Consider the following 19,524-nt stretch of genomic DNA (forward strand, 5'->3'; position numbering starts at 1 on the left):
TCCTCCCTCATGCCGGATCCGCATGCACTCCGACGCCGTGCGCACGCTGGCGGAACAGAACCGCTCACGCTACGGCCTGCGCATGTACCGCATGCGCGCGCTGGGGTTGGGATTGGGCGCGCTGTGCGTGGGTGCCGTGCTGTACGAACACGCGGCGCCGCCGACGTTGTGGGCGTTGCTGATCGCCAACGGCTTCCTGTGGCCGCATCTGGCCTACCTGCGGGTGAAGTTGCATCGCGGCGATCCGCTGTCGGCCGAGTTCCAGAACCTCACCTTCGACGCGGCCATGGGCGGCTTCTGGATCGCGGCGATGCACTTCGACGCGCTGCCCAGCGTGTTGCTTGCCGTGATGCTGACGATGGACAAGGTGATCGTCGGCGGCGGCCGTTTCGGCCTGCGCACGCTGGCGGCGATGGTCCTGACCTGCGTGGCTGCAAGCGCCGCCTGGGGCTTCGCCTTCGACCCTTACACCAGCTACCCGGTCGTGTTGGCCTGCCTGCCGTTCCTGGCGGTCTATCCGATGGCGATCGGGTTCGCCACGCATTCGCTCTCGCGCAAGGCGCGCCAGCAGAAGGACATGCTGGAAAGGATGGCCCGCTTCGATGCCGCCACCGGGCTGATGAACCGCCAGCAGTGGCTGCATGAAGCGACCGGCGAACTGAAGCGTTACCAGCGGGTGGGGCGCACCGCCGTGCTGGTGCTGATCGACATCGACCGCTTCAAGGACATCAACGACGGCTATGGCCACACCGTCGGCGACGAGGTGGTGGAGGAATTCGCGCGGCTGCTGAAGGCCTGCCTGCGCGATGTCGACACCGGCGGGCGCTACGGCGGCGACGAGTTCGGCGTGGTGATGCCGGATGCGCGCTGGGAGGAAGCCATCGTCGCGGCGGAACGGCTGCGGCGGCAGGTCGCTGCCTGCACGTTCTCCGCGCGTGGATTGCGCTGCACGGTCAGCATCGGCCTGGCGGAATGCCATGCCGGCATCGCGTCGGTCTCCGACTGGATCAACAGCGCGGACGGCGCGCTCTATCGGGCCAAGGCGCAGGGGCGCGACTGCATCGTGGTGGGGTGCTGAGCCTGGCTCAGGCCAGCAGGGCGTCGACCACCGCCTGCGGCTGCTTCATCCAGGCGAAGTGGTCGGCGCGCGTTCCCAGCGCGGCATGATGCAGCACGGTGACGTAGGCGGGACTGTCCGGCATCTTCGCCATCAGCGCGCGCAGCGAGCTTTCCGGGGCCAGCCAGTCATCGTCGAACAGCACGCCGCGCACCGGTGCGCGCAGCGTGCGCATGCCGGCTTCCAGATCCGCCGGCCAGCCTGCCGCGCGGTAGCGGCCGCTCAGTCCCACGCGGGCCCAGTCGCGGATCAGCCCGCGCGCCTCGTCGCCACCAAAGCCCAGTCGCCGCCCCGGCAGCGCGCCGCAGGCGCGCGCCAGCCACGGGGCGAACTGGTAGAAGAACGGCAGCGCGTAGCCGCGCGGTGCCGGAAACGTGCGCCAGAACGGCGTGCCGCTGCCGACCAGCCAGAGCGCCGTGAACGCCTCCCGATCCTGCCCGGCATGGCAGGCCGCCAGTTGACCGCCCAGGCTGTGGCCGCCGATACGATGGGGAACGCCAGGCAGGCGACTGCGCATGGCGGCATGGCTGAGTGGGAGATCGGTGCCGAGCAGGTCGCGATAGCCCCAATCGTTGCGACGGTTGGCGCGCAGCGAACTGCTGCCGTTGCCGCGCCACTCGTGTACGAACACCGCCACGCCGCGTGCGGCCAAGGCATCGGCGAAGGGCAGGTAATGGCGGGCGGCGACCCCGAGCGCGGGGATCCACAACAGCGCGGATGCAGCGTTGGCGGGAATGCGGGCGATCAGCGTGTACGCATGGCCATCCGCCGACTGCAGCGGATGCTCCTCCGCGGCGATGCCCTGTTCGTCGACGGTGTTCATGCGTTCGGCGCAGCCCCGACATGGTCCAGCACAACGATGTCGCTGCGGCCGGGCTGGTAGGCGCCGCGCAACGCCGCATGCACGTAGTCCGAGGCGGCCAGGCAGGCGTCCTTCATCGCCATGCCCTGTGCACGGCGGGCGGCGATGGCGGACGCGAGCGTGCAACCGGTGCCGTGCGCTTCCAGCGCCAGGCGCGGATGCGAGGTTTCGGTCAAGCCATCTTTGTCGACGAACAGGTCTACCACGTCGCCTTCGTCCCGCAGATGCCCACCCTTGAGGAACACCGCGCGCGCGCCCAGCGCCAGCAGGTCATGGGCGGCCACGCGCATCGCCTGGGCATCGGGAATCGGACGGCCCAGCAGCAGTTCGGCTTCGGGAAGATTGGGCGTCACCACGTCGGCTAGCGGCAGCAACTGCGTGCGCAGTGCATGCAGTGCGCTGTCCTCCAGCAGCTTCGCGCCGCTGGTCGCGACCATCACCGGATCGACCACCACCGTGGGCGGGCGATGCGCGCGCAATGCATCGGCGACCACGCCAATCACCTCGGCCGTGGCCAGCATGCCGAGTTTCACCGCTCGGATGTCGAAATCCTCGAAGCAGGCATCGAGCTGCGCCCGCAGGAACGCCATCGGCGGCACGTTCACCGCGGTCACGCCGCGCGTGTGCTGCGCGGTCAGCGCGGCGATCGCCGACAGGCCGTGCACACGGTGGGCGGCGAAGGTCTTGAGGTCGGCCTGGATGCCGGCGCCACCACCGGAGTCGGAGCCGGCGATGGTGAGGGCGGAAACCACGGAAGGGGCTGTCATGTGGGGATTGTGCCACCCGTACGCCAGCGTGTGGGCGGCCGGATCAGTGGGGCGGCGGCCTCGCGTGCCGCCACTGGCGATACAGCACGTAGCCGATGCCCGTAACGCCGGTGAGCAGTGCCGGCGCCATCAGTGCGTCGTAACCGACGTGCCGGTAAAGCCACGCCCCCAGCACGCCACCGCCCAGGAAGCCGGTGATGATGAGGCCACTCAGGGTCAGCCGGCGCACCGGCAACGGCATGCCGCGTAGCAGGTGGCCCAGGCCGATGCCGAGATCGGTGAACATGCCGCTGAGATGCGTGGTGCGCACGGCGGCGCCGCTGTAGGTGGTGACCATCGCGTTCTGCAGCCCGCAGGCCACCGCAGCGAGCAGTGCGCCCCAGATCTGTTCCTGCTTGAACAGCGGAATCGCGGCGATCAGCAACACGGCTTCCAGTGCGAGCACCACGCCGTAGCGGCGACCGAGTTGCAGGGCCTGGTCCTGGATGATCAGGCCGCTCAGCATCGCCCCCAAGCAGAACGCGACCAGCACGCCCCACAGATGGATCACCGCGCGTGGGTCGCCTTGCGCGATCGCCGCACCCAGCAGGCTGGTGGTCCCGGTCAGGTGGCTGACCGCCTGATGCTCGAAACCCAGATAGCCGATGACGTTGACCATGCCGGCCACGCAGGCCAGCAGCACGGCGCCTATCCAGACCCAGCGGGGGAGGTGGAGGCCCATGGCGGCGTCAGCGATCGCCATGTGGGATACGCGGACGTCGTCCTGGCCATATCCACGTCAATGCGCAGCCAGCAAGGGCTGGCAACAGGCCGAGCACCAGCGCCGTCCACGCGAACCGAGTCGGCGATGACGGCAGTACGATCATCACGACGACGGTGTCGATCACCTGGACCAGGCTCCATGCCAGCAGTACATGCAACAGCCGACGGTGTCCTACCCCCTTTGCGAACCACCAGTACGCGAAGGTCGATACCATCATGTAGACGACTTTCCGGACGACGATGGCGGTGTCGATCCAGGCGCCATCGGGAGCGAGCCAGAATCCGACCGTCGGAATCAGGAAGCCGGCCATGAAAGACCATGCCGCCAGCGCCAAAAACAGCGTGACCGAACCCAGCAGCACGCGTCGCCACTGCATGCCGCGTGTCGAGCTGCCCATTGCTCCGTGAAGAGCAGGCCCGAGGGCGTCGGGTGGGGTGTAGGGATCGTGCATGGCAGATCGGTGCCCGGCCGCTGCGCTGTCGGTGAGCGCAGCGGCCGGATGCCGCTACAGCACTTCCGACGCGTAATCCGCCAGCCGCGAACGCTCGCCACGCCGCAGCGTGATGTGCGCGCTGTGAGCCCAGTTCTTGAAGCGGTCCACCGCGTAGGTCAGGCCGGACGTCGTCTCCGTCAGGTAGGGCGTGTCGATCTGCTCCACGTTGCCGAGGCAGACGATCTTGGTACCGGGGCCGGCACGGGTGATCAGCGTCTTCATCTGCTTGGGCGTGAGGTTCTGCGCCTCGTCGAGGATCAGGTACCGCGACAGGAAGGTGCGGCCGCGCATGAAGTTCATCGAACGGATCTTGATGCGCGACGCGAGCAGGTCGTTGGTCGCCGCACGGCCCCACGCGCCGCCCTCCTGATTGTGCGTCAACACTTCCAGGTTGTCGGTCAGCGCGCCCATCCATGGCGTCATCTTTTCTTCTTCGGTGCCGGGCAGGAAGCCGATGTCCTCGCCCACGCTGACCGTGGCGCGGGTCATGATGATCTCGCGGTAGCGCTGCTGGTCCATCGTCTGCGCCAGCCCTGCGGCCAGGGCCAGCAGCGTCTTGCCGGTGCCGGCAGTGCCGAGCAGGGTGACAAAGTCGACCTCCGGATCCATCAGCGCGTTGAGCGCGAAGTTCTGCTCGCGGTTGCGCGCATTGATGCCCCACACCGCATGCTGGCTGTGGCGGAAGTCGTCGACGATCTGCAGCGTGGCCTTGTCGCCTTCCACCTTGCTGACGCGGAACTCGGATTCGTCGTCGCCCGGCAGGTACAGGTACTGGTTGGGGTACCAGCCCGCGCCCTCGGTCATCGTGACTTCGTAGAACGTGCGGCCCTTGTCGGTCCACGAGCGCAGGTCCTTGCCGTGACGCTGCCAGAAATCCTCCGGCACCGGGTCCGCGCCGGTGTACAGCAGGCTGAAGTCGTCGAGCGCGCGATCGTTCTCGTAATCCTCCGACACGATGCCCGCGATCGCCGCCTTGATGCGCAGGTTGATGTCCTTGGAGACGAACACCACCGGGATGTCCGGCTCCTGTTCCTTCAGCGCCAGGATCGCGCCCAGGATGGCGTTGTCCGGGATGACCGCGCCGAAGCTCTTGCCGGCCTCGAAGTGGCTGGTCTGGAAGCGCAGCAGACCGGCGCTCTGGCTGCCGCGCAATTGAATGCTGTTGGGCTGGATCAGCGGGATGCCGGCGGCCAGGTTGTCCAGGCCGGAGGCTTGGACCAGTTCGTTGAGGAAGCGGCTGACCTGCCGCGCGTTGCGGCTCGCTTCCGAGGTGCCCTTCTTGCCGTTGTCCAGCTCCTCGATCACCTGCATCGGCAGGTAGACATCGTGTTCCTCGAACTTGAACAACGCGGTGGGGTCGTGCATCAGCACGTTGGTGTCCAACACATAGATACGCTTGCTACGGGTCATTCGGGCAACCTCATCGAGGAAGATGTGTGAACACGGGCGACTTTTCCGCGGGCAGCAGCGAACCACCATGACCCGCCGCGGCGCGGGATGGTGGGTGGGAGGGAAGGGGATTCCGTCACTGGGCCTGGTGGGCCTTCAGGGCGTCCAGCACGGCCTGGGCATGGCCGGGAACCTTCACGGCGCGCCATTCCTGCACGATGCGGCCGTCGGGCGAGATCAGGAAGGTGCTGCGCACCACACCCAGCACCTTGCGGCCGTACATGTTCTTTTCGTGGATCACGTCGAAGGCCTTGCACAGCGCTTCGTCGGCGTCGCTCACCAGCGGGAACGTAAAGCCCTGCTTGGCGCAGAAGTTGTCGTGCGACTTCACCGAGTCGCGCGAGACGCCCAGCACGGTCGCGTTCGATTTCTTGAACTTCGGCAGCAGCGCGTTGAAATCCAGGCCTTCGGTGGTGCAGCCCGGCGTGCTGTCCTTCGGATAGAAATACAGCACCAGCCAGGAACCGGCGTAGTCGGCGAGGGTGGCGGTCTGTCCGCCGGACAGCGCCAGTGGCAGTTTCAGTGTCGATTTTGGCAGAGCGTTCGCGCTTTTCGCCGTCATCGTCAGAACTTCATCGGATCCATGATCGCGTCCAGGTTCAGATGGTCGCAGAACTCGAGGAAATCGTCGCGCAGCGCGGCGATGTGCATGTTGGCCGGCACGCCGATGGTGACCTGCGCCGAGAACATCTCCGCCCCGGTCTGCATCGCGCGGTAGCGCGTGCTCTGCAGGTTCTCGATGGTGATGCCCTGGCGGTCGAAGAAATCGGCCAGCTGGAACAGGATGCCCGGCTTGTCGGCAGCCACCACTTCCACGATGTACGGCAGCAGGTTGGACTGCACCACCTTCGGGCCGGTACGGTAGAACACCAGCTTCAGGCCGTCATCGCGCTCCAGCCGCGACAGCATGGTCTCCAGCTTGGCCACCGCGTCCCACGAGCCGGTCGCCAATGCAGTCACCGACACGTCGCGGCCCACCGTGGACAGCCGGGCATCCACCAGATTGCAGCCGCTGTCGGCGATCCGGCGCGTCACCGACAGGAGCGGCGATTCCGGATGCGTCGTGTAGGCGGTGATCAGGAGGTGGTTTTCGGTCGGCGAAGGCCGGGGCGTGGAATCGGTCAAGAGAGCTTCCGGCGTTGCGGTCAGGCTGAATGGCGGCCGGGCCGTGGCCCGGCGACGCAGGCAGCATACTTGCCCGCCCTTTGAGCCCGCAAGTAACATGCGGCCGACATTGCAGGCGGGCCGGGATAACTGCGCTTACGGGCGCTTCCGGTGCGCCGGATCCCCACCGAGAGCCTTCCCTTGCATCTTTCCGGCAGCATCACCGCACTGGCCACGCCGTTCCTGGCGTCGGGCGAACTCGACCTGCACGCCTGGCGCGCGCTGCTCAAACAGCAGATCGACGGCGGCACGCAGGGCGTGGTGGTGGCCGGTTCCACCGGTGAAGCGGCGGCCCTGTCCGACGACGAATACGACACGCTGCTGCGCATCGCCGTGGAAGAGGTGCATGGCCGCATCCCGGTGCTCGCCGGCACCGGCCAGATGAACACCGTCAAGACCATTGCCGCCACCCGCCGCGCCGCCGCGGGTGGCGCGCAGTTCGCGCTGGTGGTGACGCCGCCGTACGTGCGGCCGACGCAGGCAGGGCTGGTGGCGCATTACCGCGCCGTGGCCGACCAGGGCGGATTGCCGGTCGTGCTCTACAACGTGCCCGGCCGCACGGGCTGCGACCTGCTGCCGGAGACGGTGGCCGAACTGGTCGGGCATCCCAACATCGTCGGCATCAAGGAAGCCCGCGCCGAGCCCGACCGCATGGCCGCGCTGCTGGCCTTGCGCCGCCCGGGCTTTGCCGTCCTCAGCGGCGACGATCCCACCGCGTCGCGCGCGATGCTCGCCGGCGCCGATGGCCTGATCTCGGTCGGCTCCAACGCCCTGCCGCGCAGCTTCCGCCGACTGTGCGACCTGGCCCGTGCCGGCGATGCCGCCGCCGCATCCGCGCTGGATGCGCGCCTGCAGGAGATCTACGCTTTCCTCGGGGTGGAATCCAATCCCATTCCGGTGAAGGCGCTGTTGCAGCGCGCAGGCTTCGGCCAAGGCCTGCGCCTGCCGCTGCTTACGCTGTCTGCCGCCCATACCGATACTGCCGACCGCCTCGCCACCGTGGCGCAGGCGTTGGAAGCACAATCCAGCCGCGATACCCTCGCGGCCTGAACCCAGGAGAACCCCATGCGTCTTTCGTCTTCCCTCGTGCGTCCGCTTGCCCTCGTGCTGCTGGTCGTGTCCGTCGCCGGCTGCTCGTGGTTCAAGAAGGGTGCAAAGGGCGACTACGCACTGGCCCCGGAAGCGCGCCCGCTGGAGGTGCCGCCGGATCTCACCCTGCCCAACACCAGTGGCGCCATGCAGGTGCCCGCGGCCGGCCAGGCGACGCCGGCGGCCGCTCCGGCGGCAGGCGGCTTCAATGTGGCGGGTTCGCGTGACGATGCCTTCGCCCGCGTGGGCGAGGCGCTCGCCGGTGTCGAAGGCGTGACCATCGCCAGCCGCGCGCAGCTGCTGGGCACCTATGACGTGAGCTACGAAGGCGCGAGCTTCCTGGTCCGCGTGTCGGCGGTGGAAGCCGGTGCGTACGTGTCGGCGGTCGATCCGCGTGGCCTGCCGGCGACGTCGCCGGCGGCGGTCAAGCTGCTCGCCGCGCTGAAGGCCAAGCTGGGCGGCTGAGTCGCCCACTGCGCAGGAACGACGGTGTCATGGCCGTCGTCCCGGCGCACACTGTGAACCCGCTTGACGCTCTGGCCAGCACGGTCAACGCAACATGGATCCCGGCTTTCGCCGGGATGACGGAAGAAAAGCGCCTCATGGTGCTTTTCTGTTTATGGCGGAACATCCACGCCCGTCGTCCCAGCGTACGCTGGGACCCATCGTGATGTTGCCGGTACCGCCCGACAGCCATGACAAGGGCAACATGGATCCCGGCTTTCGCCGGGATGACGTAGAAAAGGCGCCTTGCGGCGCCTTTTTGATGCATGCGTTGCAGCCAGACGCGATCAGCGCTCCAGCAACGGCAGCTTGTCCGGCTTGCCTTCCCATTCCTTGGCATCCGGCAGCGGCTCCTTGCGCGTGGTGATCACCGGCCAGGCGCGCGACAGCTCGGCGTTGAGCGCCACGTAGCCTTCCTGTCCGGCGGGCACGTCGTCTTCGGGGTAGATGGCGTTGATGGGGCACTCGGGTTCGCACAAGGTGCAGTCGATGCACTCGTCCGGATCGATCACCAGGAAGTTCGGCCCCTCGTGGAAGCAGTCCACCGGGCAGACTTCCACGCAGTCGGTGTACTTGCACTTGATGCAGTTTTCGGTGACGACGAAAGGCATGAAGACGAACGCTCGAACGGAAACCGCGCAAGTTTAATGCAGGTGGCCCGCCATGGCGTGGATGCATGGCTGTGCTCGACGGCATGCCATCTTCATCGCGACACAATGACGCGGCTTCCACCCTGTGCGGCGATGCAGCGTTGTCCTGTCGGCATGGCTGGCTGGACGAGTCCTGCCTAATTAACCACATTAGTGAAACAATCAATTGGTTTGTTGGGTGTTTATTCCATTTTTGTCCCGGTTCAAGCTGTGCGCCATCCCACCACCGAAGGAGTTCCGCCATGATCACCCTGCGCCCCGCCAACGCCCGCGGCCACGCCAACCACGGCTGGCTGGATTCGTGGCACAGCTTTTCCTTCGCCAGCTATTTCGACGACAAGCACGTGCACTGGGGTCCGCTGCGCGTGATCAACGAAGACCGCGTGGCCGCCGGCCGCGGGTTCGGTGAGCACGGCCACCGCGACATGGAGATCATCAGCTACGTGCTGGAAGGCGCGCTGGGGCACAAGGACTCGATGGGCAACAGTTCGAGCATCGTGCCGGGCGATGTGCAGCGGATGAGCGCAGGTACCGGCGTGCAGCACTCGGAGTTCAACTACAACGAAGCGGGTGCCACGCATTTCCTGCAGATCTGGATCATCCCTGACCGTCAGGGCGTCACGCCCTCGTACGAGGAGAAGTCGTTCCCGGCCGCCGACAAGCAGGGGCGCCTGCGGCTGGTGGTCAGCCCGGATGGCGCCGACGGCTCGGTCAGCATCCACCAGGACGCGCGCATGTATGCGGGCCTGTTCGACGGCAGCGAAAAAGCGGAGCTGCCGCTGGCCGACGGGCGCCTGGGCTACGTGCACATCGCCCGCGGCGAAGCCACCGTCAACGGCCAGGCGCTGAAGGCCGGTGATGCGCTGCTGTACGACGGCGAGCCGTTGGTCAGCATCGAGCGCGGCATCGCCGCCGAAGTGCTGGTGTTCGACTTGCCGCGCATGCAGTAATCGCCTCGCGGCGAAGGGAAGGGCGCGCCTGTCGCGCCCTTTTTCGTTTGCGGGCGGCCGTCAGCCGAGCAACCGGTCCGCGACGAGAAACCCTGCCGTCATCGCCACCACCAGCAGCGCACCCTGCAACCGCGGCGGCGCGGGCACCGGAATGTCGAGCCAGCGGCAGGCGATACCGATGGCGAGGGCAAGCACGATGCCGACCAGGGCCGTGGTCATGGTGCGTCGCTACGTGCGGACTGGCCGCTGGGGCCGCCGCAGTCGCGCCGATGGTGTGCTTCGCGCCGGATGAGTACGCGATCGGCCAGCAGGTAGCCGCTGGTCATCGCTACCACCAGCAGGGCGCCGACCAGCACCGGCGGTGCGGGCACGGGCACGCCGAAGGCGCGGCATCCGAAACCGATGGCGAAGCCGAGCAGGAGCCCGGCGGCGAATTTCCAGTTCATGCCAGGCCTCCAGGGGTAGAAGGCGCGGTGGGTGGCGCAGCGCCCGGCGCACCACCGATGAAGTGGCGCACATGCGGCCGTTGCGCGGGATCGGCCAGCGTTTCCAGCACGGTTTCCTGGAGGATGCGCTCGTCTTCGGTCACGCGTTCGTGCTGGCGCAGATGCTCGCGCCATGACGCATCGACGAAGTACTCCAGGTACACGCCGGGCTGCGTGCTGTCTTCTGCCACACCCCATTGCAGCGCGCCGTTGCGGCGTCGTGCGTGTCCGAGCGGTTGCAGGCGATGCAGGAATTCCTGCCTGCGTTTCGGATCGACGCGGTACTCGATCGTCACCAGGACCGGGCCGCGATCGTCGTGCAGGTCCGCGCTGACCACCGGCTGTGGCCAGTGGCCCGAGGGCGTGACGTTCACGCGCGCCGCCTCGCCCAGACGGAAGCGCGCACCCGCAATCGCCGCCACCACCGTACCCACGGCGGCGACCAGCAGCGCACGGGGCGTGCCGGCGTGCTGCGCCAGCCAGCCCCAGCCCAGGCTGCCTGCCGCCATGCCGCCGGAAAACACCACGATGTACAGCGACAGCGCCCGCGCGCGGACCCACGCCGGTACCGCCGTCTGCGCCGCGATCTGCAACGAAGAAAGCACGGCGATCCAGGCGAGTCCGGCGAGCAGCGCGACCCCGTACAGCAGCGGCACCCAGCGCAGCAGCGCAAACGCCAGGATGCAGCCGGCGTATGCAAGCGTCGCCCACAGCACCATGCGGTCGGCGTCCATGCGCGCGCGCAGTCCCGGCAACAGCAGCGCGCCGGCGATGGCGCCCGCGCCGATGCAGCCCAGCAGCAGGCCATACGTGCCGGCGCTTGCCTGCAGGTCCTGCTTCACCACGATGGGCAGCAACGCGGTGAGCGCACTGGCGAAGGTGAAGAACCAGGCGGCCTTCACCAGCACCGCCTGCAGCACGCTCGCGCGCGAGGCATAGCGCAGACCGGCGCGGAGGGCGACGCCGAAGGTTTCCGGCGGCAGAACCGATGCGGTCGGCGCGCGGCGCCAGCGCCACAGCACCACGGCGACGCCGAGGAAGGTCAGTGCATTCACGGCGAACGCCCATGCGATCCCGGCTTGCGCCACGATCAGCCCGCCCAGCGCCGGGCCGATGGCGCGCGCGATGTTCATGCTCAGCGAACCCAGCGCCACCGCCGGTCCCAGCATCGGCTTGGGTACCAGTTCGGGCGTGGTGGCCTGCTGCGCCGGCATCGCCATGGCCGCACCAATGCCGAGCGCGAAGGTCAGCGCGATGAGGGTCCACGGGCCCAGTGCGTCGAGGTGCGCGAGGATGGCCAACGTGCTGGCGACGAGCAGCATCCACAGTTGCGCCACGATCAGGTAGCGTCGCCGATCGACGATGTCGGCCAGGGTGCCCGCGACAATGGCCAGCACGACCACCGGCAACGTGGTCGCCGATTGCACCGCCGCGACCATCAGCGGCGAATCGGTGGTCTCGGCCATGATCCAGGCGGCAGCGACATCGTGGACCCAGGTACCGATGTTGCCCACCAGGATGGCCAGCCAGAGGGCGCGGAAGGTGGGCTGTCCCAGCGGCGACCAGGGGCCCTGCGTGACGGGTGTGGACATGGTCAGAACGCGAAGCACGCGCAGCCGAGCGCACCCCAGAACGTCTGCAGGTCGCCGGTCGGCACGGCGTGCTGTGCCGCATGCTGCGGGCCGGCGTGGTCGTGCGCGTGTACCCGGCACGCCGGGCCATGCGCACGCGCCAAGGCGGCGCTGGCCTGCGCGAGCGTGCCGCCCTGGTAGCCGCCGAAGCGGTTGACCGGCGACCAGTCGGGCATCGGTTCGGGCAGGACCGGCGCGTGCGCTGCGAACGGCCCGGTGCCATGCACGATGCGTCCACCCAGCACCGTCAGCACGCTGGTGATGTCGGGGATATCGTCCTCGGCGACGGCGAAGTAGTCGGCCGACAGCAGCGCGCAGTCGCCCAACTGGCCTGGCGCCAGTCGCCCCTTCCGCTCCTGTTCGGTGGAGAACCAGGCGCTGCCGTGGGTCCACAACTGCAGTGCTTCCCCGCGCTCCAGCCGGTTGTCATCGCCGTACATCTGCAGGCCGCCGAGCGTGCGCCCGCTGACCAGCCAGTACAGCGCCACCCACGGGTTGTAGCTGGCCACGCGGGTGGCGTCGGTGCCGGCGCCGACCGGCACGCCGGCCTGCAGCATCCGCCGCACCGGCGGCGTATGCCGCAATGCGTCCTGGCCGTAGCGGGCGGCGAAGAATTCGCCCTGGTAGGCCATGCGGTGCTGGATGGCGATCCCGCCGCCGAGCGCACGCACGCGGTCGATGTTGCGTGGCGAGATGGTTTCCGCGTGGTCGACGATCCAGTGCAGGCCGTCGAACGGCACCTCGCGGTTGACCTGCTCGTAGACGTCGAGCACGCGGGTGATGCTCTCGTCGTAGGTGGCATGGATGCGGAACGGCCAGCGCTGTTCGGCGAGGAAGCGCACCACGCTGGCCAGCTCGCCTTCCAGTGTCGCCGGCAGGTCGGGGCGCGGTTCGCGGAAGTCCTCGAAATCCGCCGCCGAGAACACCAGCATCTCGCCTGCGCCATTGTGGCGCAGCAGATCGTCGCCCCGGCCGGGCTTGAGCATTGTCGACCAGCGCTGGAAATCGGCCAGTTCCTCGCCCTTCTTCTGGGTGAACAGGTTGTAGGCGATGCGCACGGTCAGCTGGCCGTCGGCATGCAGCTGCTCGATGATCCGGTAGTCCTCGGGATAGTTCTGGAAGCCGCCTCCCGCATCGATCACCGAGGTGATGCCGAGCCGGTTCAACTCGCGCATGAAATGCCGCGTGGAGTTGAGCTGGTATTCGGCGGGCAACCTCGGGCCCATCGCCAGCGTCGCGTACAGGATCAAGGCATTGGGTTTGGCCAGCAGCAGGCCGGTCGGGTTGCCGGCCTTGTCGCGCTGGATCTCGCCGCCGGGCGGATTCGGGGTGTCCTTGGTGTAACCCACCGCGCGCAGGGCGGCGCGGTTGAGCAGGGCGCGGTCGTACAGGTGCAGGATGAAGACCGGCGTGTCGGGTGCAGCCGCGTTGAGTTCCTCCAGCGTCGGCAGCCGCTTCTCGGCGAACTGCGATTCGCTGAAGCCGCCGACCACGCGCACCCATTGCGGCGCCGGCGTGGCGGCCACCTGCGCCTTCAGCATGGCCATCGCGTCGGCCAGCGAGCGCACGCCGTCCCAGCGCAGTTCCAGGTTGTAGTTCAATCCGCCGCGGATCAGATGGGTGTGGCTGTCGTTGAGGCCCGGCACCAGTCGGCGGCCGCCTGCGTCGATCACGCGGGTCGCCTCCGAGGCGTGAGCCATCACGCCGGCATCGTCGCCCACCGCCAGCACACGTCCGTCGGCGAACGCGATGGCGCTGGCCGTGGGCTGTGCCGCGTCCAGCGTGGTGATGCGCGCATTGCGCAGGATCAGCTCGGCCATGCGGGAGTCTCCGGGTCGGGCGTTGCCGGGCAGGGCGGCCAGGGTGGCGGCGCCTGCCATGCCTTTCAGGACGTACCGGCGCGTGTCATCGACGACCATGGAAGACCCCCGGAGCAGGATATCGGTGCTTTCCGTCAGGGGACGGAAGGTGGGCCGGGCCCATGGCGGCGCCCTCAGTGGCCGCCTTCCGACGCGCCGAACATGCTCTTGGCGTACTGGATGCCCAGGCCATAGCCACCGCCGTGCAGCTTGGCGATGCCGGTGGTCAGGTCATAGGTCGCGCTGCGCGCCCAGTCGCGCTGCAGTTCCAGCAGGTACTGCACGCTGGTCAGCGGCCGCACGCCGGCCTGGATCATGCGCTGCATCGCGCGCTCGTGCGCCTCGGCAGTGACGTCGCCGCAGGCATCGGCGATCACGTAGACCTCGAAGCCCTGGTCCAGCGCGGACACGGCCGGGCCGACGATGCACACGCTGGTCCACAGGCCGCCGAGCACGACGCGGCCTTTGCCCGCGGCGTTCACCTCCGCGATGACCGCCGCATCCTCCCAGCAGTTCATCGTGGTGCGGTCGTGGACCTTCGCGTCCGGGAAGGCGTCGGGGATCTCGGGGAACAGCGGGCCCGAGAAGGACTTCTCGGCGACCGTGGTCAGCAGCGTGGACACGCCGAAACCGGCGGCACCCTTGGCGACCAGGGCGACGTTGTTGCGCAGCGTGGCCACATCGATGGAGTGCGTGGCGAAGGCCATCTGCGACTGATGGTCGATCAGGATCAGGGTATGGTCGACCGGCGTGAGCAGGGTCTTGCCGGCGGCGGGCGAGGCGGTGGGCATGGTCGGATCCTTTCGGGCAGGGGATCGGCGCACTGTCGCCCGCCCGCACGCCCGACGGCTTGCATCGACGTGCGCTTGTTGCGCGCTGCGCCGAGGCAACACGACGCCCGTGCCATGCCGAAACCCGACTTCCCGCAGTAACGTTCTCTTGCGCCATCGCAGCTGTCCGCGTACTCGCCCGCGGGTTTAAGGAGTTCTTAAAGAGCCTGCGCGAGCATGGAGGAACCGGATGTCCGGCTCCCCCACCCGATGAGGTTTCCATGAGTGCGTTGCGCGCTTGCACGCCCCTGCTGTTGCTGCTGCCGTTTTCCGTTGCCGCCCAGGTCGTCGAACGTACCGACAAGCAGGCCCAGGATCTGTTGCCGTCGCGCTGGAGCGCTGGCCTGGCGGTCGTCCATCGCGACAGCGAATACGCCGGCGAGGGCACCCGTACGCGCCTGCTGCCGAACATCGCCTACGACGGCGATCGCTTCTACCTGCGCGGTGCGGCGCTCGGTTATCGCGCCTACAAGGACGAGCGTTTCGAACTGCGTACGTTCGTTGCCGGGCGCCTGGACGGGATGGATGCGGATGATTTCGGCGTGACCGAACTGGCGCGCCGTGGCGTGGACCGCAGCCTGCTGTCCGACCGCGACGACAGCGTCGACGTGGGCGTCGGGGGCAGCTGGAAGGGCGCGGCGGGCAAGCTCGATCTCGATGCGCGCGTCGACGTGACCGGCACCAGCGAGGGCTACGCGGTCGCGCTGGATTACAGCTATCCGCTGACGCTGGGCCGCACGACCCTGGTGCCGTCGCTCGGGGCGGTGCGCCTGTCGGCCGACATGGCCGATTACTACTACGGCATCCTGGACGAAGAAGTCGCCCGCGGCGTGGCGGCCTACCGGCCCGGCGCCGCCACGGTACCGCGTGCCAGCCTCAGTCTGGTCCACCCCTTCGCCAAGCGCTGGGTGCTGCTGGGCAATCTCGAATACCGCGCCTTGCCGGACGCGCTGCAGGACAGTCCGCTGGTCGAGGCGGGCAAGGATCGCAGCACATCGTTGTTCATCGGCATCTCACGCGGATTCTGAGGCGCCGCCCGTCCCCCATCCGTTGCCTGGAGTTGCCCATGACCGCCCAACGTTCGCCTGTCGGGATCGCGACGATGCTCCGTCCCATGCCCGTGTCCTTTCTTCCTTCCCCCGATGATCCCGTCTGGACACAGACCGCAGCACGCGTCGATGTCGACATCCAGCGTGTCACCCGCGGCCATGCCGCCGTGCTGATGCGGTTGTGCGACCGGCAGATGGCGGAGTTGCCCGAAGCGCCCGGCACGCGGATGGGCGGCGGCGTACTCGAGCTGATGGAGGCGCTGTTCGAACCGCCCTTGCGCGCCTGGGCATGGATCGCGGAGCGTCATGGAGAACCGGTGGGCTACGCGTTCGCCACCGTCGGCTTTTCGATGATCGAGCGTGCGTACTACTTCAATCTGGAAGCGCTGTTCGTGACCGCGAGCGCACGCCCGTCGGGCATCGCCGCCGGCCTGTTCGCCGAGGCGCGCCGCACGGCGGCGCAACTCGGCTGCGTGGACCTGCGCTGGCAGGTGCCCGTGGGGCAGGGTGGCGGGCTGATGCCGCTGCCCGGCCAGGCCGGCGCCGCGACGGTGATCCAGTACGTGTTTTCCACCTTGCAGCAGGACCAGGTTGACTGAGATGCCCCGAAAGAACGAGAACAAGACCGCACCGCTGCATGGCAAGCGTTGGCGCCGGGTGGCCGCGGCGGCGTGCGTGTCGGCGAGCGCACTCGCCTACGCGGGACTGTCCGGTTGCAGCACGGTGTCCTATCCGCAGTCGCCGCAGTTCGGCGACGACGGGTTTCAGAACGTGCGCAAGCCGCGACCGCTCGGATGGCGCGAAACCAGCAAGCTGTGGTGGGATTTCCTGGTGGGCGGCAAGCCGGCCGGGACGGTGCCGACCCGCTCCATTCCGGTACAGCCGCTGACACGCGCGCAGCTCGATGAAGCCGCCGACGGCACCCTGTACCGGTTGGGCCATTCCACGGTGCTGCTGAAACTCGACGGACGCTTCTGGCTGACCGATCCGGTGTTCTCCGAGCGCGCGTCGCCGGTGCAATGGGCCGGGCCGAAGCGTTTCCATGCACCGCCGATCACCCTCGACCAACTGCCACCGCTGGCCGCCGTGGTGCTGTCGCACGACCACTACGATCATCTCGACCGCGAGACGGTACGCGTGCTGGCGGCGAAAACGGAGGTGTTCCTGACCCCGCTCGGCGTCGGCGACCGCCTGGTCCGTTGGGGCGTTCCGCGCGACAAGGTCCGCCAGCTGGACTGGTGGGACGACGTCGAACTGCAGGGCGTGCGCCTCACCGCGACGCCCTCGCAGCATTTCTCCGGCCGCACGCTGTTCGACCGCAATGCGACGCTGTGGGCGTCGTGGGTGATCCAGGCGGACGGGCTGCGCATCTTCTTCAGCGGCGACACGGGTTACTTCGACGGTTTCCGGACGATCGGCGAGCGCCTGGGACCGTTCGATCTCACCCTGCTCGAATGCGGTGCCTACGATCGCCGCTGGCAGGACGTGCACATGCTGCCTGTGCAGACGCTGCAGGCGCATCTGGACCTGGGCGGCAGGTCGCTGCTGCCGATCCACAACAGCACCTTCGACCTGGCCTTCCATGGCTGGAGCGAGCCGATGGAGTCGCTGTACACGCTGTCCGGCCAGCGCGACGTGCAGATCGTGACGCCGACGATCGGCCAACCCCTGACGATCGCGCGGCCGGAAGCCACGCAGCCATGGTGGCGCGCCGAGTAACGGCGGCGCTGCGACTCAGGGATCGGGCGTTGCCCGGAAATCGACCCGGCAGGCAAAGCCCCGGCCACCGATGCCGTCGTCCACGGTGATCGTGGCTTCGTGCGCCCGCGCGATCCGCTGCACCAGCGACAGGCCGATGCCGCTGCCGCGTTCGCCGTTGCCCTGGCTGCCGCGGAAGAAGCGCTCGAACACGCGTTCGCGCTCTTCCGGCGCGACGCCGGGTCCGTTGTCGCGCACGGTCAGCCAGGCCGTGGCGCCTTCGGCATCCAGACCGCAGGCGATCTCGATGCGGGCGTGTTCGCCGCTGTAGCGCACCGCGTTGTCCACCAGGTTGCGCACCAGGATGCCGAGGTCATCGAGGTCGCCCTGCACGCTGGCCGGCTCGGCATGGATGGCGAGCGTCTGCTGGCGACGGGCGGCCATCGACTCGAATTCGCGCGCGACCATCGTCACCACATCCGGCAGCGCGACTACCGGGCGCTCGTCGCGCAGCGGCGACGCATCCACCCGCGCGGAGTCCAGCAACTGCTGCGCCAGGCGAGAGGTGCGCTGGATGCCGTGCGACAGCTGCGCCAGCGCGGCCTGCGCATCGGCCTGGCTGCCGGCGCGCATCGCCACCTGCGTCTGCGTCAGCAGTGCGGCCAGCGGCGTGCGCAGTTCATGCGCGGCATCGGCCAGGAACTGGCGTTCGCCGCGCATCGCATCCGACAGGCGCTCGAGCAGTTGATTGAACGAATCCACCAGCGGGCGGATCTCGCGCGGCAGGCCTGCGGCGGGCAGGGGAGCGAGGTCGTGAGGTTCGCGTTGCGCCATCTCGCGGCGCAGACGGTTCATCGGCCGCAGGCTCCAATGGATGGCCAGGCCCACGATGGCGCCAAGCACCAGCAGGATGCCGATGCCGCTCCACAGGCTGATCTTCACCCAATGCGCGAGTTCGGCCTTCATCGCCGACTGCGACATGCCGGACTGGACCTGGATGCGGCCGCTGGCGTCGGTGGCGGCATAGACGCGCCAAGGTTCGCCTGCGACCTCGCTCACCACGAAGCCGGACTTGAAGTCCGCACGCAACGGCTGCATCGGCGCGCCGTCCGACGCCACCACGGGCGTGCGTCGGCCCAGGATCCAGACCTGGTAGCGAAGCGTGTCGAACTTCTTTTTCTTCCCTGCCGGGCCTGCTCGCGGAGGCAGTTGCAGGCGCGGGCCATCGTCGAGAGCGTCGAGGTTGCTCGGCATCGACAGCAGGATCTGTTCACTGACTTCCTGCAGGAACAGGTCGTCGTGCCCTTGCTGCTGGCGCGTCATCTGGAAGTGCTGCCCGCCCAGCCAGCACGCCCATCCCACGGCGAGGGGGCTCATCACCGCCAGCAACAGTTTGGCCTTCAGCGAATGATGGCTCATTCGCCTTCTCCCAACCGGTAGCCGAAGCCGTGCACGGTGGCGATCACGCCGTCGCCGAGTTTCTTGCGCAGCTGGTGGATGTACACCGCAATGGTGTTGCTCTCGATCGAGCCCTCACCGCCGTACACCAGCGATTCCAGCATGTCGCGCGCGATCACGCGGCCGGGACGCTCCATCAGCGCGAGCAGGGTGCGGTATTCGTGCACGCCCAGGCGCACCGGCCGATCGCCCAGCCGTACCGAGCGGTCGGCCGGGTCAAGCACGATGTTGCCATGGCGCAGCACCGGCGCCACGCGCCCCTGCGTGCGGCGGACCACGGCACGCAGGCGCGCGCCGAGCTCGCCGGCCTCGAAGGGCTTGACGATGTAGTCGTCGGCACCGGCGTCCAGGCCGCGGACGCGGTCGCTGAGCTGGTCGCGCGCGGTGATGATCAACACCGGGGTGGTGTCGTAGCGCTGACGCAACCCCGCCAGCACATCCAGTCCGGAGCCACGTGGCAGCCCCAAGTCCAGCAGGACGGCGGTGTAGCCGTGGTCGACCAGGGCCAGGCGCGCGGACGCGACGTCTTCGGCGCGGTCGATGGCCCAGCCGTCCTGTGCCAGTGCCGCGGCCAGCGCGTCGCCCAGCATGCGATCGTCTTCAACCAGGAGCAGGCGCGACACGGGCGGTCCTCGGGGGTGGTGGAGACCACCATGCTAGGGCGATGCGATTAAAGCGTTTTTAATGGCGCCGTGCCCGGGCCCGG

At 68.2% G+C, this 19,524-nt stretch carries 22 protein-coding genes; 7 read left to right on the forward strand and 15 right to left on the reverse strand.

The window, feature by feature from the left end; genetic code table 11:
* Positions 1 to 22: 22 nt before the first annotated feature.
* Entirely contained in the window at positions 23 to 1,078 is a 1,056-nt protein-coding gene (locus tag ASD77_RS14780) for a diguanylate cyclase (protein ID WP_055943616.1), read from the forward strand.
* A gap of 7 nt (positions 1,079 to 1,085) precedes the next feature.
* Here ASD77_RS14780 and ASD77_RS14785 read toward each other — a convergent pair whose 3' ends face one another.
* From ASD77_RS14785 to ASD77_RS14815, 7 genes are all read right to left on the reverse strand, one after another.
* A complete protein-coding gene (locus ASD77_RS14785) occupies positions 1,086 to 1,940 on the reverse strand; it encodes an alpha/beta fold hydrolase (RefSeq protein WP_055943621.1) in 855 nt (284 codons plus the stop codon).
* Positions 1,937 to 2,746: a bifunctional hydroxymethylpyrimidine kinase/phosphomethylpyrimidine kinase gene (gene thiD / locus ASD77_RS14790; protein WP_055943626.1), complete on the reverse strand. Its 810-nt coding sequence runs from the start codon at positions 2,744 to 2,746 to the stop codon at positions 1,937 to 1,939. Before thiD ends, ASD77_RS14785 begins: the two co-directional genes overlap by 4 nt.
* Positions 2,747 to 2,789: 43 nt before the next feature.
* Entirely contained in the window at positions 2,790 to 3,467 is a 678-nt protein-coding gene (locus ASD77_RS14795) for a YoaK family protein (protein ID WP_055944980.1), read from the reverse strand.
* Between the two features lie 7 nt (positions 3,468 to 3,474).
* Entirely contained in the window at positions 3,475 to 3,960 is a 486-nt protein-coding gene (locus ASD77_RS14800) for a hypothetical protein (protein WP_156383674.1), read from the reverse strand.
* A gap of 54 nt (positions 3,961 to 4,014) precedes the next feature.
* Positions 4,015 to 5,412 (reverse strand): PhoH family protein, encoded by a 1,398-nt coding sequence (locus ASD77_RS14805; protein ID WP_055943632.1) that lies wholly within the window; start codon positions 5,410 to 5,412, stop codon positions 4,015 to 4,017.
* A gap of 115 nt (positions 5,413 to 5,527) precedes the next feature.
* Complete coding sequence (locus ASD77_RS14810) at positions 5,528 to 6,013, reverse strand: peroxiredoxin (protein WP_055943635.1); 486 nt, start codon at positions 6,011 to 6,013, stop codon at positions 5,528 to 5,530.
* A 2-nt stretch (positions 6,014 to 6,015) separates the two neighbouring features.
* A complete protein-coding gene (locus ASD77_RS14815) occupies positions 6,016 to 6,576 on the reverse strand; it encodes a glycine cleavage system protein R (RefSeq protein WP_055943639.1) in 561 nt (186 codons plus the stop codon).
* A 180-nt stretch (positions 6,577 to 6,756) separates the two neighbouring features.
* Between ASD77_RS14815 and dapA the strand changes: the two genes are divergently transcribed.
* Both dapA and ASD77_RS14825 read left to right on the forward strand, forming a co-directional pair.
* Positions 6,757 to 7,665, forward strand: coding sequence for a 4-hydroxy-tetrahydrodipicolinate synthase (gene dapA, locus ASD77_RS14820; protein WP_055943642.1), 909 nt, complete (start codon positions 6,757 to 6,759; stop codon positions 7,663 to 7,665).
* Positions 7,666 to 7,680: 15 nt separating this feature from the next.
* Entirely contained in the window at positions 7,681 to 8,169 is a 489-nt protein-coding gene (locus ASD77_RS14825; RefSeq protein ID WP_055943646.1) for a hypothetical protein, read from the forward strand.
* 326 nt (positions 8,170 to 8,495) lie between these two features.
* Here ASD77_RS14825 and fdxA read toward each other — a convergent pair whose 3' ends face one another.
* Positions 8,496 to 8,819, reverse strand: coding sequence for a ferredoxin FdxA (gene fdxA / locus ASD77_RS14830; protein ID WP_055943648.1), 324 nt, complete (start codon positions 8,817 to 8,819; stop codon positions 8,496 to 8,498).
* A gap of 281 nt (positions 8,820 to 9,100) precedes the next feature.
* On the opposite strand from fdxA, the gene ASD77_RS14835 reads away from it, so the two are divergent.
* Positions 9,101 to 9,808 (forward strand): pirin family protein, encoded by a 708-nt coding sequence (locus ASD77_RS14835; RefSeq protein ID WP_055943651.1) that lies wholly within the window; start codon positions 9,101 to 9,103, stop codon positions 9,806 to 9,808.
* A 60-nt stretch (positions 9,809 to 9,868) separates the two neighbouring features.
* Here the strand turns inward: ASD77_RS14835 and ASD77_RS14840 are convergent, their stop codons facing one another.
* The 5 genes from ASD77_RS14840 to ASD77_RS14860 all read right to left on the reverse strand — a co-directional run bounded on the left by ASD77_RS14840 (position 9,869) and on the right by ASD77_RS14860 (position 14,574).
* The gene (locus ASD77_RS14840; RefSeq protein ID WP_055943654.1) at positions 9,869 to 10,027 is read right to left on the reverse strand and encodes a DUF1427 family protein; all 159 of its coding nucleotides are present in this window, start codon (positions 10,025 to 10,027) and stop codon (positions 9,869 to 9,871) included.
* The gene (locus ASD77_RS14845) at positions 10,024 to 10,254 is read right to left on the reverse strand and encodes a XapX domain-containing protein (RefSeq protein ID WP_055943657.1); all 231 of its coding nucleotides are present in this window, start codon (positions 10,252 to 10,254) and stop codon (positions 10,024 to 10,026) included. Before ASD77_RS14845 ends, ASD77_RS14840 begins: the two co-directional genes overlap by 4 nt.
* A complete protein-coding gene (locus ASD77_RS14850; protein ID WP_162247650.1) occupies positions 10,251 to 11,891 on the reverse strand; it encodes an MFS transporter in 1,641 nt (546 codons plus the stop codon). The genes ASD77_RS14845 and ASD77_RS14850 overlap by 4 nt, the downstream gene beginning before the upstream one ends.
* On the reverse strand, positions 11,888 to 13,744 hold the full coding sequence (locus tag ASD77_RS14855) for an amidohydrolase (RefSeq protein WP_055944983.1): 1,857 nt from the start codon (positions 13,742 to 13,744) through the stop codon (positions 11,888 to 11,890). The genes ASD77_RS14850 and ASD77_RS14855 overlap by 4 nt, the downstream gene beginning before the upstream one ends.
* A gap of 173 nt (positions 13,745 to 13,917) precedes the next feature.
* On the reverse strand, positions 13,918 to 14,574 hold the full coding sequence (locus tag ASD77_RS14860; RefSeq protein WP_055943663.1) for a hydrolase: 657 nt from the start codon (positions 14,572 to 14,574) through the stop codon (positions 13,918 to 13,920).
* A gap of 260 nt (positions 14,575 to 14,834) precedes the next feature.
* Between ASD77_RS14860 and ASD77_RS14865 the strand changes: the two genes are divergently transcribed.
* The 3 genes from ASD77_RS14865 to ASD77_RS14875 all read left to right on the forward strand — a co-directional run bounded on the left by ASD77_RS14865 (position 14,835) and on the right by ASD77_RS14875 (position 17,381).
* Positions 14,835 to 15,641 (forward strand): MipA/OmpV family protein, encoded by an 807-nt coding sequence (locus tag ASD77_RS14865; protein WP_055943670.1) that lies wholly within the window; start codon positions 14,835 to 14,837, stop codon positions 15,639 to 15,641.
* 86 nt (positions 15,642 to 15,727) lie between these two features.
* Positions 15,728 to 16,261, forward strand: coding sequence for a GNAT family N-acetyltransferase (locus ASD77_RS14870; RefSeq protein WP_156383675.1), 534 nt, complete (start codon positions 15,728 to 15,730; stop codon positions 16,259 to 16,261).
* A gap of 1 nt (position 16,262) precedes the next feature.
* Positions 16,263 to 17,381, forward strand: a complete 1,119-nt coding sequence (locus ASD77_RS14875) for an MBL fold metallo-hydrolase (RefSeq protein WP_082563352.1) — start codon at positions 16,263 to 16,265, stop codon at positions 17,379 to 17,381.
* A gap of 15 nt (positions 17,382 to 17,396) precedes the next feature.
* Here ASD77_RS14875 and ASD77_RS14880 read toward each other — a convergent pair whose 3' ends face one another.
* Complete coding sequence (locus ASD77_RS14880) at positions 17,397 to 18,779, reverse strand: ATP-binding protein (protein WP_055943674.1); 1,383 nt, start codon at positions 18,777 to 18,779, stop codon at positions 17,397 to 17,399.
* Positions 18,776 to 19,441, reverse strand: a complete 666-nt coding sequence (locus tag ASD77_RS14885; RefSeq protein WP_055943676.1) for a response regulator transcription factor — start codon at positions 19,439 to 19,441, stop codon at positions 18,776 to 18,778. The genes ASD77_RS14880 and ASD77_RS14885 overlap by 4 nt, the downstream gene beginning before the upstream one ends.
* Between the last annotated feature and the right edge of the window lie 83 nt (positions 19,442 to 19,524).

Source organism: Pseudoxanthomonas sp. Root65, assembly GCF_001427635.1.
Classification (GTDB): Bacteria; Pseudomonadota; Gammaproteobacteria; order Xanthomonadales; family Xanthomonadaceae; genus Pseudoxanthomonas_A.

Bases quoted from the DNA above. Each gene is read 5' to 3' on its own strand.
- ASD77_RS14780 (WP_055943616.1), top strand. From the start codon at position 23: ATGCACTCCGACGCCGTGCGCACGCTGGCGGAACAGAACCGCTCACGC.
- ASD77_RS14785 (WP_055943621.1), bottom strand. From the start codon at position 1,940: ATGAACACCGTCGACGAACAGGGCATCGCCGCGGAGGAGCATCCGCTG.
- thiD (WP_055943626.1), bottom strand. From the start codon at position 2,746: ATGACAGCCCCTTCCGTGGTTTCCGCCCTCACCATCGCCGGCTCCGAC.
- ASD77_RS14795 (WP_055944980.1), bottom strand. From the start codon at position 3,467: ATGGGCCTCCACCTCCCCCGCTGGGTCTGGATAGGCGCCGTGCTGCTG.
- ASD77_RS14800 (WP_156383674.1), bottom strand. From the start codon at position 3,960: ATGCACGATCCCTACACCCCACCCGACGCCCTCGGGCCTGCTCTTCAC.
- ASD77_RS14805 (WP_055943632.1), bottom strand. From the start codon at position 5,412: ATGACCCGTAGCAAGCGTATCTATGTGTTGGACACCAACGTGCTGATG.
- ASD77_RS14810 (WP_055943635.1), bottom strand. From the start codon at position 6,013: ATGACGGCGAAAAGCGCGAACGCTCTGCCAAAATCGACACTGAAACTG.
- ASD77_RS14825 (WP_055943646.1), top strand. From the start codon at position 7,681: ATGCGTCTTTCGTCTTCCCTCGTGCGTCCGCTTGCCCTCGTGCTGCTG.
- fdxA (WP_055943648.1), bottom strand. From the start codon at position 8,819: ATGCCTTTCGTCGTCACCGAAAACTGCATCAAGTGCAAGTACACCGAC.
- ASD77_RS14835 (WP_055943651.1), top strand. From the start codon at position 9,101: ATGATCACCCTGCGCCCCGCCAACGCCCGCGGCCACGCCAACCACGGC.
- ASD77_RS14840 (WP_055943654.1), bottom strand. From the start codon at position 10,027: ATGACCACGGCCCTGGTCGGCATCGTGCTTGCCCTCGCCATCGGTATC.
- ASD77_RS14845 (WP_055943657.1), bottom strand. From the start codon at position 10,254: ATGAACTGGAAATTCGCCGCCGGGCTCCTGCTCGGCTTCGCCATCGGT.
- ASD77_RS14855 (WP_055944983.1), bottom strand. From the start codon at position 13,744: ATGGCCGAGCTGATCCTGCGCAATGCGCGCATCACCACGCTGGACGCG.
- ASD77_RS14860 (WP_055943663.1), bottom strand. From the start codon at position 14,574: ATGCCCACCGCCTCGCCCGCCGCCGGCAAGACCCTGCTCACGCCGGTC.
- ASD77_RS14865 (WP_055943670.1), top strand. From the start codon at position 14,835: ATGAGTGCGTTGCGCGCTTGCACGCCCCTGCTGTTGCTGCTGCCGTTT.
- ASD77_RS14870 (WP_156383675.1), top strand. From the start codon at position 15,728: ATGCCCGTGTCCTTTCTTCCTTCCCCCGATGATCCCGTCTGGACACAG.
- ASD77_RS14875 (WP_082563352.1), top strand. From the start codon at position 16,263: ATGCCCCGAAAGAACGAGAACAAGACCGCACCGCTGCATGGCAAGCGT.
- ASD77_RS14880 (WP_055943674.1), bottom strand. From the start codon at position 18,779: ATGAGCCATCATTCGCTGAAGGCCAAACTGTTGCTGGCGGTGATGAGC.